General features: G+C 59.2%; 10 protein-coding genes. 9 read left to right on the forward strand and 1 reads right to left on the reverse strand.

Annotation, left to right across the window (positions count from 1 at the left end; translation table 11 throughout):
- Position 1: 1 nt before the first annotated feature.
- On the forward strand, positions 2 to 3,130 hold the full coding sequence (locus KT71_RS02015) for an efflux RND transporter permease subunit (RefSeq protein WP_008293166.1): 3,129 nt from the start codon (positions 2 to 4) through the stop codon (positions 3,128 to 3,130).
- Here the strand turns inward: KT71_RS02015 and KT71_RS02020 are convergent.
- Positions 3,115 to 5,547, reverse strand: coding sequence for a penicillin-binding protein 1A (locus KT71_RS02020; RefSeq protein ID WP_008293165.1), 2,433 nt, complete (start codon positions 5,545 to 5,547; stop codon positions 3,115 to 3,117). The two genes, KT71_RS02015 and KT71_RS02020, sit on opposite strands and share 16 nt — an antisense overlap.
- Before the next feature lie 216 nt (positions 5,548 to 5,763).
- On the opposite strand from KT71_RS02020, the gene KT71_RS02025 reads away from it, so the two are divergent.
- From KT71_RS02025 to gltB, 8 genes are all read left to right on the forward strand, one after another.
- A complete protein-coding gene (locus KT71_RS02025; protein WP_023659814.1) occupies positions 5,764 to 6,828 on the forward strand; it encodes a pilus assembly protein PilM in 1,065 nt (354 codons plus the stop codon).
- Entirely contained in the window at positions 6,828 to 7,394 is a 567-nt protein-coding gene (locus KT71_RS02030; RefSeq protein WP_008293162.1) for a PilN domain-containing protein, read from the forward strand. Before KT71_RS02025 ends, KT71_RS02030 begins: the two co-directional genes overlap by 1 nt.
- A gap of 3 nt (positions 7,395 to 7,397) precedes the next feature.
- Complete coding sequence (locus KT71_RS02035; protein WP_008293160.1) at positions 7,398 to 8,012, forward strand: type IV pilus inner membrane component PilO; 615 nt, start codon at positions 7,398 to 7,400, stop codon at positions 8,010 to 8,012.
- The gene (locus tag KT71_RS02040) at positions 8,012 to 8,545 is read left to right on the forward strand and encodes a pilus assembly protein PilP (RefSeq protein WP_008293159.1); all 534 of its coding nucleotides are present in this window, start codon (positions 8,012 to 8,014) and stop codon (positions 8,543 to 8,545) included. Before KT71_RS02035 ends, KT71_RS02040 begins: the two co-directional genes overlap by 1 nt.
- 19 nt (positions 8,546 to 8,564) lie before the next feature.
- A complete protein-coding gene (locus KT71_RS02045; protein ID WP_008293158.1) occupies positions 8,565 to 10,751 on the forward strand; it encodes a type IV pilus secretin PilQ in 2,187 nt (728 codons plus the stop codon).
- Positions 10,752 to 10,833: 82 nt separating this feature from the next.
- Positions 10,834 to 11,346 (forward strand): shikimate kinase AroK, encoded by a 513-nt coding sequence (aroK, locus tag KT71_RS02050; RefSeq protein WP_008293157.1) that lies wholly within the window; start codon positions 10,834 to 10,836, stop codon positions 11,344 to 11,346.
- A gap of 30 nt (positions 11,347 to 11,376) precedes the next feature.
- Positions 11,377 to 12,462 (forward strand): 3-dehydroquinate synthase, encoded by a 1,086-nt coding sequence (aroB, locus tag KT71_RS02055; protein WP_008293156.1) that lies wholly within the window; start codon positions 11,377 to 11,379, stop codon positions 12,460 to 12,462.
- A gap of 209 nt (positions 12,463 to 12,671) precedes the next feature.
- Complete coding sequence (gene gltB / locus KT71_RS02060; protein ID WP_008293155.1) at positions 12,672 to 17,114, forward strand: glutamate synthase large subunit; 4,443 nt, start codon at positions 12,672 to 12,674, stop codon at positions 17,112 to 17,114.
- The last annotated feature ends 20 nt before the right edge of the window (positions 17,115 to 17,134 follow it).

Genomic DNA, 17,134 nt, shown 5'->3' on the forward strand with positions numbered 1-17,134 from the left:
CATGCGCTTACCTGAGATCTCTGTTCAGCGGCCGGTGTTCGCAACGGTTATCGCCCTGCTACTGGTGTCCTTTGGCGTGATGGCCTTTCTGCAGCTGTCGACGCGGGAGTATCCGGATATGTCGCCCGCCCAGGTATCCATCGTGACCAACTACGAGGGTGCCGCTTCGGATGTCGTGGAGACACGTATCACCCAGCCCATCGAAGATGAAATCGGTGGTATCGAAGGCATTCGCACCATTCGCAGCAGCAGCAGCGACGGGCGCTCCACCATCACCGTGGAGTTTGAACTGGGTCGCGACATTGATTCCGCAGCCAATGACGTTCGTGACAGGGTCTCCCGCGCCAGTCGTCGTTTGCCCGAAGAGGCAGAGCGTCCCCAGGTCACCAAGGCCGATAGTGAAACCACGCCCCTCGTCTACATGAGTGTGGGTGGTGAGGGCATGTCGCCCATGGATATCACCGACTACGCCGAGCGCTACATCGTTGATCGTTTTGCCGTGCTTCCGGGCGTGGCGTCTGTGCGCGTGTTTGGCGGCGCACCGCGCTCCATGCGCGTCTGGCTGGATCGGCAAAAGCTCAGCGCTCGCGAGCTGGCGGTGAGCGATGTACTCGCCGCCCTGCGCCAGGAAAACGTCGAGCTGCCTGCGGGACGGCTGGATTCCCAGTATATGGAACTGCCCGTGCGCGTGGAGCGCAGCTATCGCAGTGCCACGGATTTTCGCCGCCTGGTGGTGCGCCGCGGTGACGATGGTCACCTTGTGCGTCTCGCAGAGGTGGCGCGGGTTGAAGAGGGGCCCTCCACCCGCCGGCGCCTGTTCTTTTCCAACGGCGAAAACAGCGTTTCCGTGGGCGTGGTAAAGCAGTCTGACGCCAATACCGTGGAGGTCCTCGATGCGGTGCACAAGGAAATGCTCGCCGTGGAACGGGATCTCCCCGACGGTATGGGCATTGCCTCCTCCGGCGATGCGTCGGCCTTTATCCGCGCGGCGATCAACGGTGTTTACACCACCATCGCCTTGACCATTGTCCTGGTCTCCATCGTCATTCTCCTGTTTCTGGGAACGATCCGGGCGACGCTGATTCCCGTGGTCTGTATTCCCGTTTCTCTTCTGGGTGCGGTTATCGCCCTCCAGGCCATGGACTACTCCCTGAACCTGATTACTCTGCTCGCCATGGTCCTCGCCGTGGGGCTGGTGGTGGACGATGCCATCGTGGTTCTCGAGAACATATACCGTCGCGTGGAGGATGGTGAGCCGCCCCTCCTGGCAGCGGCGGGCGGCGCCCAGCAGGTGGGTTTTGCGGTGATCGCCACGACCGCCGTGCTCCTCGCGGTGTTCAGTCCCGTGATCTTTCTTCAGGACGCCTCGTCCCGATTGTTTGTGGAGTTGGCGGTCACTATCTCCGTAGCGGTGTGTATCTCCTCGGTGCTCGCCTTGTCGCTTGTGCCCATGCTGTGCAGCCAGGTGCTGCGTCGCAAGGAGTCCCACAGCGTGTTGGACCGGGCCGTGGAGACGGTGATGACCCGGTTGCGCTCAGCTTATGAGGCCAGCCTGCGGTATCTATTGAGTCACGCCTGGATGTCCCTGGTGATCGCGGCGCTGGCCCTGGTCATGCTGCCTTTGCTGTTTCAGCAGTTGAAGCAGGAGTATGTGCCCGTCGAGGATCAGGATTCGGTTATGGCCATCATCAACACCCAGGAAGGCACGAATATCGATTCCATGCGCGCCGTCATCGAGCAGTTGCAGCCACCGCTTCTGGAGCTGGAAAAAGCCGGGTCTCTTACCCGGGTATTGTTTGTCGCACCGTTTCGCAACTCTACATCGACATCCACGGCCTTCTCCCGCATTTCCATGGTGCCCTGGGATGAGCGGGACTACAGCGCCTTTGAGCTTCGGGATCAGATGGCTGCAACCTGGCGGGATGTGCCTGGGATTCGCGTCATGACTTTTGTCCCTGCAGGCCTCGGACAACGGGGGCCCAATACGCCGGTGCAGTTTGTGCTTCAGGGTCCCGACTACCAGACCCTCGCCGAGTGGCGGGATATCGTCATGGACAAAGCGCGGAGCAGCGGACTCTTCGGCATGCTCAACTCGGATCTCAAGGAGACCCAGCAGCAGGTGCACCTGCGCATAGACACCGCTCGCGCCGCCTCCCTGGGAGTAAGCGCCCGGGATGTGGCGGAGACCCTCCAGGCATTAATGACGGAGCAGGAGGTCACGACCTATTCCGTGGATCAGGAAGAGTACCCGGTCATCGTCCAGCTCCAGGATGACCAGCGTGCCACGCCCGGAGACATCGGCAACGTGAGGGTGCGCAGCGCCAGCGGTGAACTCATTCCCCTGTCAAACCTCCTGGAGGCCGACAACGTGGCGGGCATCGCCGAGCTTCAGCGCTACAACCGGCTCCGCGCGGTGACCATCAATGCCACCCTGGCTGCGGACGTCAGCCTGGGCGATGCCCTGGCGTTTCTGGAACAGACCGTGGATGACAATCTTCCTACCAATGCCAAGGTGGACTACAAGGGCCAGTCCCTCGATTACAAAGAGTCCTCCGGCGATATTTACTTTGCCTTTGGTCTGGCGCTGCTGGTGCTGTTTCTTGTCATGGCCGCACAGTTTGAGAGCTTTATCCATCCGGCGGTGATTATGGTGACCGTGCCTCTGGCCCTGGGTGGCGGCTTACTGGGCTTGTTTGTCACGGGGCAGAGCTTCAACCTGTTCAGCCAGATCGGGCTGCTCATGCTCATTGGTATCGCTACCAAGAACGGGATTCTTCTCGTGGAGTTTATCAACCAGGTCCGTGATGAGGGCTGGGCCTTTGGCGAGGCGATTGTCAAAGCCTCGGTGCTACGTCTGCGACCGGTGTTAATGACCGCGGTGTCCACGATTGTGGGCACCCTGCCGCTGGTACTCATGGAGGGGCCCGGGTCCACCAGCCGCAATGTATTGGGTATCGTGGTGCTCTTTGGCGTGAGCGTCGCGACGCTCTTTACTCTTTATCTGGTACCGGCTATCTACAGCATTGTGGCCCGGGGCACGGGGTCACCGGAATCCATTGCTCGGGAAATGCGCGAGCTGGAAGCGGGGCGCAGCGCAGCGCCTGCCGCCGAGGCTCAGAAAATTTCCTGAATGAGATCGTCGGTACCCGTGGGGCCGGTACCTTCTCCCTCTCCCTGCTCCGGGAGATTCTCTGCGCGGAAGTATTCAAAAATTGCGTCCCGCTGATCAGCGGGCGCGAGGAGCCCCGTGGCGGGGTCGATGCGCACGTGGATCACGCCCGGGGGGAGATCGCGGGGCTTTTCGGGCAGACCTGCCAGCGCCTCGCGCATGTAATTGATCCAGATGGGCAGGGCGGCGGTGCCACCAAACTCGCGACGACCCAGGGGCGTGTAATTATCAAAACCCACCCACGTTGTGGTGACCACGTCGGGGTTGTAGCCCGAAAACCAGGCGTCCATGGGTCCGTTGGTTGTACCGGTTTTTCCGGCGATGTCATCGCGCTTTAAGACCAGGGCCCGTCTGCCCGTGCCTTTTTTAATAACGTCCTGAAGAATACTGTCGATGATGAAGTTGACCCGTTCGTCCATCACCCGCTCTGGCCCAGGGAGAGCATTGGTCTCCTCGGCCGCGAGTATTTCCTCCATGGACAGTTCTTCGTTTTGGACCGACGCTTCTTCCTGTTGGCCACAGTCCCTGCACACGGTGGCAGGGCGGGCCTCAAAAACTGTCTCTCCCGCCAGGTTGTCGATGCGCTGGATCAGGAAGGGCTCAACCCGGTAACCACCGTTGGCGAGAATCGCATAGGCGCTGGCGATCTCAAGGGGATTCATGGCGTGGGTGCCCAGGGCCAGGGACAGATCCGGAGCAAAGTCCTCGGTATCAAAGCCCAGTTGGTCCGCGTAGTTGATGAAGCGACGTACTCCGAGCTGCTGCAGGAGGCGAATGGATACGAGGTTGCGGGACTTGGTCAGCGCCCAGCGCAATCGCGTGGGGCCAAAGAATTTGCCGCTGTCGTTTTCCGGACGCCACACGCCTTCGAGAGAACGGTCCTCCATGACAATCGGCGCGTCGTTGATGATGCTGGCCGCGGTGAACCCCGCATCCAGCGCCGCGCTGTACAAAAAGGGCTTGAGATTGGAGCCGGGCTGGCGCTGGGCCTGGGTGGCGCGGTTGAATTTGCTCTTCTCAAAGCCGATGCCGCCGACGAGGCTGACGATGGCACCATTATTGGGGTTGAGGGATACCAGGGCGGCCTGGGCATCGGGCACCTGCGCAAAGCGCCAGCGCTCATTATCGCTGAGCTTCACTCGGACGAGATCACCCGGGGCAGCGACGTCCGCCGGCGTTGCGGGCGATGAGCCCATGCGATTCTCGCTGAGGTAAGGCCGCGCCTGTCGGAGACCATCCTCCCACTCGACACGCACCTGCCGTTGGTCCCTGAGCAGCACCGTAATACCCGCGTCATCAACTCCCGTGACCACCGCGGGCTCCAGGCCAGCGATGACCGGGGTGTTCTCAAGAACCCCGAGCCATTCCTTCAGGGGGAGGGGCGCGTCGGGAGCGAGCGCCGCCCCAGGCAATTGCTCCTCGGGGCCGCGATACCCGTGGCGGGAGTCATAGGTCATGAGGCCGTCCACCACAGCCGCGCTGGCGACCTGCTGCAATTTGCTATCCAGGGTGGTGTAGACGCTATAGCCCTCGTTGTAAGCGGACATGCCGTAGCGCTGCACCATCTGACGCCGGGCCATCTCCGCAGCATACTGGGCTTCCAGGGAGATGCGCGCGCCATGCTGGGTGGCGGTCACAGGCAGTGCGACCGCCGCGTCATAGGTCGCCTGGTCGATGTAATCCAGGGACAGCATTCTTCCGAGAATCCAGTTGCGCCGGTCTTTGCCGGCCTTGGGTCCACTGAGGGGGTTATTCCGGGACGGTGATTTGGGAATGCCCGCCAGCATCGCGTGCTGGGCAAGATTCAGTTCACCAATGCCTTTGCCGTAATACACCTGGGAGGCGGCTTCAAAACCGTAGGAGCGGTGACCAAGGAACACACGGTTCACGTACAGCTCAAAAATTTCTTCCTTGGAGAGGCGCCGCTCGATTTCGATGGCAAGGAGTATCTCGTTGAATTTCCGCATGAACGTGCGATCGAGAGTCAGGAAGTAATTCCGCGCCACCTGCATGGTGAGCGTACTGCCCCCGGAGCCTTTTTCGCCCGTGAGCACAAGCTCTGACACAGCCCGCAGCAGCCCGCCGAAATCAATGCCGCCATGGGAGAAGAAGCCGTCGTCTTCCGCCGCCAGTAGCGCCAGCACAAACTGCTGTGGGATCTGATCGTAGGTCAGGGGGTTACGCTTCTGTTCACCAAACTGCCCGATGAGATCGCCGTCACGGGTATACACGCGCATGGGTGTTTGCAGGCGAACGTCGCGGAGGGTTTCGACATTCGGGAGATTGGGACTGAGATACAGATAGATGCCGGCAAATAGCCAGCAACCACCAAAAAAGCCCAACACCGTAAGGCGCAGGGGCCAGCGCAGCAATTTCACAGTGTCTCCGGAGTAAGGTTGCCCGCTCGTGTTCGCTGCGCAGCACCGCTATTGGCGGTGAATTCAGCGTATTTCGCGCGAGACTGTGGATGTTTGTTGATGGTAATTATATGCTTTTTTTGTGTTTTGATTGCATTGTAGGCTATCTTAACGCTTAATATTCAAGTATAAGAACACAAAGTAAAGCTAAGTCCGTGAAACTTATAGGAAAACGACTTGCTTGGGTTGCTAGGAAAACGTAAGCAGACGCCGCTGTTGGGGATCGATATCAGCTCCACGACGGTGAAACTGTTGGAGCTCAGTCGTACTGGGGATAAATACCGTGTAGAGAGTTACGCGGTGTGTTCGCTTCCCCAGGACGCGGTAGTTGAAAAAGCCATCAATGATGTGGATGGCGTGGCAAATGCTGTGCGCAGCGTCGTGGCCCAGTCCCGCTCCAAGTTAAAGCAAGTATCCGCCGCCGTCGCCGGCTCCTCCGTTATTACCAAATTGATCGATATGCCTGTGGGCCTATCCGACGACGAGATGGAGACGCAGCTCACCCTCGAGGCCGACCAGTACATTCCCTATCTCCTCGAAGAAGTCGCCCTGGATTTTGAAGTGCAGAATCCCTCGGCAGAGCGCGAGAATATGGTCGAAGTGCTGCTGGCCGCTTGCCGACGGGAAACTATTGATCTTCGCGTCGAGGCGATCGAAGGCGCCGATCTCGAAGCCAAGGTTATCGATGTAGAAGCCTACGCCATGGAGCGCGCCTACTCGCTCATCCGCGAACACCTCGAATTGAAGGAAGACAGCGTTGTAGCCATCGTCGACATCGGCGCCACCATGACAACGCTCAGTGTCCTCAAAGACGGCAACACCATTTACACCCGTGAGCAATTATTCGGCGGCAAACAGCTGACGGACGAAATCATGCGTCGCTACGGACTTCCCCTGGAAGAGGCCGGTCTTGCGAAAAAGCAGGGCGGTCTGCCCGATGACTACGAACCTGAGTTGCTGAATCCTTTCCGGGATGCCGTGGTACAGCAGGTGACCCGCTCGCTGCAGCTGTTTTTCTCATCGAGTCAGTACAACGACGTCGACTACATCATTATGGCCGGCGGTGTGTCCTTTATGGATGGCCTGTCGGAGCTGGTGCAGGAGCAGTTGGGAACCCCCACGGTGGTTGCCAATCCCTTCGCCGAAATGACCATCTCGCCCCGTGTTAACGCTGTGGCCCTGGGTAGTGATGCCCCCGCCATGATGATCGCCTGTGGTCTGGCCCTGCGGAGCTTCGATTAATGGCACGCATTAATTTACTCCCCTGGAGAGAGGCCCGGCGCGAGGAACTGAAGCGCGCTTTTCTGAGTATCCTGGGTCTGGTTGCCGCCGCTGCCGTGATTCTGGTGATGCTGGGCGACCGCTTCGTGAATTCGCAGATTGATGGCCAGCGAGCCCGCAACAATTACATCTCTTCCAATATCAGCGAACTCGACAAGCAGGTCGAAGAGATCAAGGACCTGCAGCGCAAGCGCAACCAGCTGATTGAGCGCATGCGGGTGATTCAGGAGTTGCAGGGCAACCGTCCGATTATCGTGCGTGTGCTGGATCAGTTGGTGCGCACTGTGCCCGACGGGGTGTTTTACACCAATGTCAGTGCCCGGGGCGTTGACCTGAGAGTCAATGGTGTTGCGGAATCCAACAACCGGGTGTCGAGTCTCATGCGTCGTCTGGATGCATCGGATTGGCTGAAAGACCCGAATCTTGATGCCGTTCGCGCCGCACCCACCTACGGCGATCAGGCCAACACTTTTGATCTGAGCGTCAAAGTGGATTTGCCCGCTAAAGACAATGAGTCGGGGGATTGATCGATGGCGTTAGATGACACGCTGCGCTCCCTCCGGGAATTTGATGTCAATGACATCAACCTCGATAACATCGGCACTTTGCCCGTGGTGGTCAAGGTCATCCTCTGTGCTCTGTTGTTTGCCCTGGTGCTTGTCGGGGGCTACTACTACCACATCAAGGATCTGCAGCTGCAGCTGGCCAGCGAGCAGAGCCGCGAGTCCACGCTCAAGCAGGACTACGAGAAGAAAGCTTTTCAGGTGGCCAACCTGGATGCCTACCGGCGTCAGATGGCTGAGATGGAAGAGTCCTTTGGCGCCCTGATCAGCCAGTTGCCCTCGGACACGGAAGTGCCGGGACTCCTGGAAGATATTACTAACAAGGGCCTGCTCAACGGCCTGGCGATCAGCAGCATCGATCTGCAACCTGAGGTCAGCCGCGAATTCTATGTGGAGCTCCCCATCGCGATTGTGGCGAGCGGCTCCTACCACGACCTCGGGGCTTTTGTGAGCGGCATGGCCGGTCTCCCGCGCATCGTCACCCTTCACGACTTCACCATCAGTGCCAGTAGCAGTAATTCCGCGGCTCTGAGCATGAACATCACCGCCAAGACCTATCGTTACAAGGACGGGGAGGGCTAATGATGAAAGCGACGAAGCATCTCGCGCTGCTCCTGCCGCTTTTCCTGCTGGTCGCCGGCTGCACCTCCCGGGACTTCTCTGATCTTGACAGTTTTATGGCGGAGAAGCGTGCCCGCCCCGGCGGCATCATTGCTCCCATACCGACTTTTAAGGCCTATGAGGCCTTCGCCTACAGCGCCACGCGTCTGCGCAGCCCCTTCGACCGGCCCATCGAGGTTCGGGAGATCACCCAGCTGCAGTCCATCAGCGCCATCAAGCCTGACGACAACCGCGCCAAAGAATTTCTTGAGCAATACACTTTTGACTCCCTTGCAATGGTGGGGTCTCTGGAGAGAGGAGCCAACAATTGGAGCCTCGTGAGGGATCCCGAAGGCGGGATTCATCGCGTGCAGGTGGGTAACTACCTGGGCCGTAACCACGGCAAGATTGTTGAGATGACAGATACCTATTTGGCCGTGGTGGAAATCGTTACGGACGGCACAAGCGACGGTTGGGTAGAGCGACCGCGCACCATAGAACTGAGCGGCTTGTAGGTCGCCCTGGGTGAAGACCATGAATGGAAATCAATCTGCGAGGGCTGAAATGGCCATGAACGCTGAGCGCGGGAACGCTGGCGTAATGGCATGGCGCAAGGTCCTGAGTCGATCCGCTCTGCGCGTTCTTGGGACGATGCTGGCGCTTTTAAGCTGCACTCAGGCCTTCGCTACGGCAGTTACGGATATCGAGTTCAGCTCGCGCCCCGGCAGCAAATTTGAAGTGCGCCTGGATTTTGATGAGGCGCCACCGTCAGAGTTGCAGTCCTACACTATTGAAAAGCCCGCGCGTATTTCCATCGATTTCCCCAACACAACTTCTCAGCTCGAGCGTCGTCGCTACAGCCTGCCCTACGGTAATGCCACGGGTGTTCTGGTGCTGGAATCCGGTGACCGCACGCGCCTGGTGTTGAATCTGGTGAAACTGGTTCCCTACGACACCCGTGTCGAGGGCAACAGTCTGTTTTTGACCGTGGGACAGGATGCGGACGCGGAGTACTTCAAACAGGAAAGCGATGCTAATTCGGTCAAAACCAGAATTGAGTCCGTTGCCGACGTGCGCTCCAGCATCTCCGATCTGCAGTTCCAGCGCTCCCCCGCGGGTGAGGGTCGCTTGATCCTTCAGCTCACGGATCCTTCCGTTGACGTCAACGTGTTCAGCGAGAGCGGCGATATCAAGGTCGAGTTTCTCGATACGGATATTCCCGAGCGCCTGCTGCGCCGCTATGACGTCACGGACTTTGCCACGCCCGTAAACAGCGTGGATGTGAACACCTCCGAGCGCGGCACGGCCCTGACCCTCAAAACCAGCGGGCCCTTTGATTACCTGGCCTATCAGACAGACAATGAGTATGTCGTCAGCATCAAGCCCCTGAGCAAGAAAGAGGCGGAGGAACGACGCAACGAGTTTGCCTACGTCGGTGATCGTATCTCCCTGAACTTCCAGGACATCGAAGTGCGCGCGGTACTTCAACTGATCGCTGATTTTACAGAGCTCAACCTGGTGGCCAGTGATACGGTATCCGGTCGCATCACCCTGCGGTTGAAGAACGTGCCCTGGGATCAGGCCCTCGAGCTGGTGCTCAAGACCAAGGGTCTGGATAAGCGTCAGATTGGCAACGTGTTAATGGTGGCGCCCGCGGCAGAGATTGCCGAGCGGGAGCGTCAGGAGATTGAAGCCAACAAGCAGATTGCAGAACTGGCGCCCCTCTCCAGTGAGTTCATCCGCATTCGCTATGCCAACGCCGCAGATATCGTGGGCCTCTTCCAGGCAGGGTCTGAGGATGGCGGAAGCCTCATCTCATCCCGCGGCTCGGTGATTGTCGAGGCGCGCACCAATTCCCTGATCGTTACGGAGACCTCCGCAAAACTGGCCGAGATTCGGGAGCTCATCGATCGCGTTGATATCCCCATCCGCCAGGTCATGATCGAGTCGCGTATTGTGATTGCGCAGTCCGATCTCGAGAAAGAACTGGGTATTCAGTGGGGTGGTGGTTACCTCGAGCCCGATGCCAATGGCAATATTCTGTCGGTTACGGGTGACGCTACGAATGCGGTGAACCTGAACAACTCGGTAATTAACGGTACGCAGCCGGATCTTTCTTACCCGGGTGCTCTGTTGGTGGACCTGGGATCCGGCTCCGCAACCAGCGGTTTTGCCGTCGGCTTTACCTCCAGCGAGCTGTTTTTGACGGCAGAGCTCTCCGCCCTTGAAGCGGCGGGCAAGAGTGAAGTGGTATCCCAGCCGAAGGTGATTACCGGTGACAAGCAGCCGGCGACGATCAAGTCCGGTACGGAGATTCCTTTCCAGCAGGCGGCAGCGAGTGGCGCCACCGCCGTGCAGTTTAAGGAAGCCGTGCTGAAGTTGGACGTTACGCCGAACATCACTCCCGATGACCGTATTCTTCTGGATCTGGTGATTAATCAGGATTCCGTGGGTGATCTTGTGCCGTCCGGTCAGGGGGGGCTGATTCCCGCTATCGATACCACCCAGCTGACGACGCAGGTACTGGTTGGCAACGGTGAGACCGTGGTCCTCGGTGGGGTGTTCCGCACGGAGAACCTGGAAACCACCTCCAAGGTGCCGTTTTTCGGCGACCTGCCCTACGTAGGCGCGCTGTTCCGAAATGAGTCCAGCCAGCGCACGAAGACCGAAACGCTGATCTTTATCACGCCAAGGATCCTCGCTGACACATTGCTCGATTAATGCAAGCCCGGTGCTGGCAGACTATGGCGGCACCGCGCTTGTGAGCGGTCTCCTTTGAGCAACCTCTTTTGAGTAACCTCTTTTGAGCAACTACAACCGCGTGTTTCTTGTGGGTCCCATGGGTGCGGGGAAAACAACCATCGGTAAGTTGCTGGCGCGGGGTCTCAAGCTGGGCTTTGCCGACAGTGACTCCGAGATCGAATCCCGCACCGGTGCCGACATCGCCTGGATTTTTGATGTCGAAGGGGAAGAGGGGTTCAGGAATAGGGAAGAATCCGTCATCGATGAAATGACGCTTCTCGATCACACCGTTCTGGCCACCGGTGGGGGCGTAGTGATGCGAAATGCCAATCGGCGGGTCCTGGCCTCGAGGGGCTTTGTTATCTACCTCCACGCGACCCTCGATGAACAGATCCGCAGAACCCGCGGAGACCGCAGCCGGCCGCTGCTCAATGGCAAGGATCCGGAAGCGACCCTCCGGGAGCTCTTTGCCCTTCGGGATCCCCTGTACCGGGAGATCGCGGATCACGTTATCGATACGGACAGCAGCAGCCCCAAGGTGATTGCACAGAGACTCCTTGCACAGTTACCTTAAGACGCCCAGTCCCAGCGCAGTTTTAGCCCCATGAGAACACTCAACGTCCAGCTCGAAGAGCGCAGCTACCCCATCTACATAGAAAGTGGCGTGCTGGATGACGCTGAGCGCCTGAACCGCCACATTAAGGGCAAGCAGGTGGTGATTATCAGCAATACCACCGTCGCGCCGCTGTACATGGAACGTCTGCTCGGGCACCTGGACGAGTCCCTGAAGGTTTCCCGGGTCTTACTCCCCGACGGCGAAGAGCACAAGACCCTGGCAACCCTCGAACAGATCTTTGACACCGCCCTTCGCGACAATCACAACCGCAGCACCAGCTTTATTGCCCTCGGTGGTGGCGTGGTGGGCGACATGGCCGGTTTTGCCGCGGCCAGCTATCAGCGCGGCGTGAACTTTATTCAGATACCTACGACGCTCCTGGCCCAGGTGGACTCCAGCGTCGGTGGTAAAACGGGCGTCAATCATCCCCTGGGCAAAAACATGATTGGCGCTTTTTACCAGCCCCAGGCGGTGTTTATCGACCCCGATGTGCTGGATAGTCTCCCGGCCCGTGAATATGCCGCGGGTCTTGCGGAGGTCATCAAGTACGGCCTGATCTGCGATCCCGCGTTTTATCAGTGGATGCATCAGCATCGCGATGATTTTGTCGCCCGTAAAAAAGTGGTGCTTGAAGAGGCCATTGAGCGCAGCTGCGCCGCGAAGGCGCGGGTGGTTGCCGAGGACGAGCGCGAGGGCGGCATCCGCGCAATCCTGAATCTGGGACACACCTTTGGTCATGCCATCGAGGCGGCTCAGGGCTATGGCCGCTGGCTCCATGGTGAGGCGGTCGCCGCCGGTATGGTCCTCGCCGCCCGGCTCTCGGCGCGTCGCGGCTGTATCAGCGATAGCGAGGTCGACGAACTCGTGGACTGGCTGGAGGCTATGGACCTGCCCACGACGCCACCGGAGGATATGTCCGTCGCTACCTGGACCCAGCATATGCTCCGTGACAAAAAGGTCGTCGATGGCAGGCTGCGCCTCGTCCTTCTCGATGCGGTGGGGAACGCGGCTATTGTCGATGATCTCCCCAGGGCCGAACTCGAGGCCTTTCTCGAGACCTTTTGCCCCGAATAAACAGGTTTGTTCCCGTTTTCCCAACTGTGTAAACTTGCTCCCCCCCGCCTGCAGTAAAAACCACGCAGCAGCAGGTACCGGCCGGTTTTTTTCGCGCCCATATCGCGCCTATATCGCGAACACTTATCGCGAACATATTGCGACCATGAGGATGGTTTACGGGTGAGGGCGGCCACAAGTAATTGTTTTTAAAGGAATACTATCAAGGTATGAGCGCAGGTCTGTACAGCCCTGAAGAAGTCCGCGACAACTGCGGTTTTGGTCTTATCGCGCACATGTCGGGCGATGCGAGCCACCGCCTGTTGCAGGTGGCCATTGAGTCCCTGACCTGCATGACCCATCGTGGCGGTATCGCATCCGACGGTCGCACCGGCGACGGCTGTGGCCTGCTCATGCAAATGCCCGAGGCCTTTATGCGGGCCCTGGCTAAAGAGCATTTTGATGTCGACTCCATCGGACGCCTCGCCATCGGACAGATATTCCTTAATCAGGATGAGGCTCTGGCCCAGGCGGGCCGGGACGCGTTGGAGACAGCCCTGGTGGATCGGGGGCTTACAGTACTGGGGTGGCGCGAAGTACCCATCGACACCAATGTCTGTGGTGAAATAGCGCTTGCGGGCCTGCCACGCATTGAACAGATCTTTATCGATGCGGGTGAACTGACCCAGGAACAGCTGTCCACCGCGCTGTTTGTTGTGCGCCGTAAGGCCGAAATGGCCACGGAGGGTGATCGGGAATTCTATATCTGCAGCCTGTCTTCCCGGGTGATTGCCTACAAGGGCCTTGTGATGCCCGTGGACCTGCCGCGCTTTTACCACGATCTGTCCGACGAGCGTCTGTGCACGGCGATCTGCGTGTTCCACCAGCGTTTTTCTACCAACACCATGCCCCGCTGGCCTCTGGCGCAGCCCTTCAGGCTCCTGGCTCACAATGGCGAGATCAACACCATTGAAGGCAACCGTAACTGGGCCACGGCGCGGGCTGCCTTGTTTGAAAACGACCGTCTGCCGGATATTGCCGACATAGCGCCCCTGGTCAATCGCAGCGGCTCCGACTCCTCCAGTCTGGACAATATGCTCGATGTGCTCCTTACCGGGGGCATCGATATGCCCCGGGCCCTGCGCATGTTGATTCCGCCGGCCTGGCAGAACATCGAGTCCATCGATCCGGATCTCAAGGCTTTTTACGAATACCACTCCATGCACATGGAGCCCTGGGACGGACCGGCCGGCATCGTGCTCACCGATGGTCGCTACGCGGTCTGTGTTCTCGACCGGAACGGCCTCCGCCCGGCGCGCTGGGTGCGCACCACCGATGGATTTATCACCGTCGCCTCGGAAGTGGGCACCCATGGTTATAAGAATGAAGACGTGGTTGCCAAGGGCCGTGTGGGCCCGGGGCAGCTGCTGGTCATCGATACGCACACCGGCGAATTTTTGCAGACGGAAGAAATCGACAACCGCCTCAAGTCCGCGCACCCCTATAAGCGCTGGCTGAAGGAGAGCTCCCAACGCATTGTGGGGAGCTTCCACGGCGAGGGCACCCAGGGCATCGACCCCGACGATCTCCAGTCCTACATGAAAATGTTCCAGGTCAGCTTTGAGGAACGGGAGCAGGTGCTGCGTCCCCTCGCTGAGTCCGGCAACGAGGCCGTGGGCTCCATGGGAGACGACACGCCTATGGCCGTGCTGTCTCTCAAGCAGCGCTCGCTCTACGATTACTTCCGTCAGAAGTTCGCCCAGGTCACGAACCCGCCCATCGATCCCCTGCGCGAAGCCATTGTCATGTCCCTCGAGACCGCCATCGGTGTCGAGCGGAATCTGTTTCACCTGGGGCCGGAGCACGCGGATCGCGTGATTCTCACCTCGCCGGTGCTGTCTCAGGGTAAATTCAACACCCTCATGAACCTGGATCGACCGGGCTTTCATGTCGCGGATATCGACTGCAGTTTTGATCCCCGGGAAACCGATCTGCACAGTGCCGTTGAGGCCCTGAAGCAGGAAGCCGAGGCGGCGGTTCGCGACGGCAATACCATCGTGCTGCTATCAGACCGACGCATCGAAGGCGGTCGATTGCCCGTGCACAGCCTCCTCGCCACCGGTGCCGTTCATCACCATCTGATACAGGTAGGCCTGCGCTGTAACGCTAACCTGGTGGTAGAGACCGCCAGCGCCCGGGACTCGCACCAGATCGCCTGCCTCCTCGGCTTTGGCGCTACAGCGGTGTACCCCTATCTGGCTTACTCGGTATTGGAAGAACTCCTGCGCAGCGGTGAGCTCCTGGGCGAGCCCGGTGTCTGCTACAAGAACTACCGACGCGGCCTGAACAAGGGCCTCCTGAAGATCATGTCCAAGATGGGAATCTCCGCGGTGAGTTCCTATCGCGGTGCCCAGCTGTTCGAAGCGGTGGGTCTATCCCGGGAGGTCATCGATACGGCCTTTTGTGGCGTAGCCAGTCGCATTGAGGGTGCGCGTTTTGTCGATCTTCAGGAAGATTCCGAAGCCCTGGCGCGCCTGGCCTGCAGTCAGCGCAAGGGCATCAGCCAGGGCGGTCTTCTCAAGTATGTTCACGGTCAGGAGTACCACGCCTTCAATCCTGATGTAGTGATGACGCTGCAGCAGGCCGTGTCCACGGGCAGTTACAGTCATTATCAAAGCTATGCCAAACTCGTGAACGAGCGCCCCGTCGCCACCCTTCGGGATTTGTTCACCCCCGTTGCCAGTGCTGGGCCCATTCCCATCGATGAGGTGGAACCCGTTGAAGCGATCATGCAGCGCTTTGATTCTGCCGGTATGTCCCTGGGTGCCCTGAGTCCCGAGGCCCACGAGGCTCTCGCGGCGGCCATGAACCGTGTGGGCGCGCGCTCAAATTCCGGTGAGGGCGGTGAGGATCCGGCGCGCTTTGGCACCGATCGCGTGTCGAAGATCAAGCAGATTGCCTCGGGTCGCTTCGGTGTGACTCCCCATTATCTGGTGAACGCGGAAGTCCTTCAGATCAAGGTGGCTCAGGGCGCCAAGCCCGGTGAGGGCGGACAGCTGCCCGGCGGTAAGGTCAACGAGCTCATTGCCCGATTGCGCTATTCTGTTCCCGGGGTAACGCTGATTTCGCCACCCCCTCACCACGACATCTATTCCATCGAAGATCTTGCCCAGTTGATTTTCGATCTCAAGCAGGTGAATCCCTCGGCGTTGGTTTCGGTGAAGCTGGTATCGGAGCCCGGTGTTGGAACCATCGCGGCGGGTGTTGCCAAGGCCTACGCAGACCTCATCACGATCAGTGGCTACGACGGTGGTACGGCGGCGAGCCCCCTTACCTCTATTCGCCATGCGGGTTCTCCCTGGGAGCTCGGCCTTGCGGAAGTTCAGCAAACGCTCCGGGGTAACGGTCTTCGCGGCAATGTGCGTCTTCAGGCGGATGGCGGTATGAAGACGGGGCTGGACGTGGTGAAAGCGGCCATTCTGGGGGCCGAGAGCTTTGGTTTTGGTACGGCGCCCATGGTGGCGCTGGGTTGTAAGTACTTACGTATCTGTCATCTCAACAACTGCGCTACAGGCGTTGCCACGCAGAACGAGTATCTTCGTGACGATCATTTCAACGGCACCGTAGAGATGGTGGTGCACTTCTTTACCTTTGTAGCTCAGGAGACCCGCGAGTGGTTGGCGAGCCTGGGTATGCGATCCCTGGAAGAGTTGATCGGCCGCACGGATCTCTTACACAGACTGCCCGGGGATACCGCAAGACAGCGGTCCCTGGATCTCGCGCCGATTCTCCACAAGTCCGAAGACGCCGAAGGGCAGCCGGAGTTTTGCATAGTCGCCTCCAACAACCCCTTTGATCGCGGGGAGAAAGCTGAGGCGATGCTCAAGGCAACCCTGTCTGCCATCGAGGCGGGCAGCGGAGGCGAGTTCGCTTTTACCGTCACCAACTGTGATCGTTCCATCGGGGCGCGACTGTCCGGCGAGATCGCCCGCCGTCACGGCAACATGGGCATGGAAGATGCGCCGATTACCCTCAGGCTTACGGGAACCGCGGGACAGAGCTTCGGCGTGTGGAATGCCGGTGGCCTGCATATGTACCTTGAAGGGGACAGCAACGATTACGTGGGCAAAGGTATGGCAGGCGGCAAGCTGGTTGTTTATCCGCCGGCGAACAGCAAATATGCCTCCCAGGAAACCACCATCATCGGCAACACCTGTCTCTACGGTGCGACGGGTGGCGCGCTCTACGCGGCGGGTATTGCCGGCGAGCGCTTTGCCGTGCGTAATTCAGGCGCCCATGCGGTGGTTGAAGGCGCGGGGGACCACTGTTGTGAATACATGACCGGCGGTTGCGTCACGGTTCTGGGCGACACCGGTGTGAATTTCGGTGCGGGCATGACCGGTGGGTTTGCCTACGTCCTTGATCAGCAGCGGCAGTTTATCGATCGTTACAACAGCGAACTGGTGGAGATTCACCGGGTCAGCTCCGAGTACATGGAAGCCTATCGAACCCACCTGCTGGATATCCTGGGACAGCATGTGGCTGAGACCGGCTCTGCCTGGGGCCGGGAGATCCAGGAAAACTTTGAAGACTACGTAGGCAAGTTCTGGCTGGTGAAACCCAAGGCCGCCGATCTTCAGCAATTGCTGAGCCGCCTGCGCGAAACAGACTAGGTAACACGCTGGAGCGACCT

This window comes from Congregibacter litoralis KT71 (genome assembly GCF_000153125.2).
Lineage (GTDB): Bacteria > Pseudomonadota > Gammaproteobacteria > Pseudomonadales > Halieaceae > Congregibacter > Congregibacter litoralis.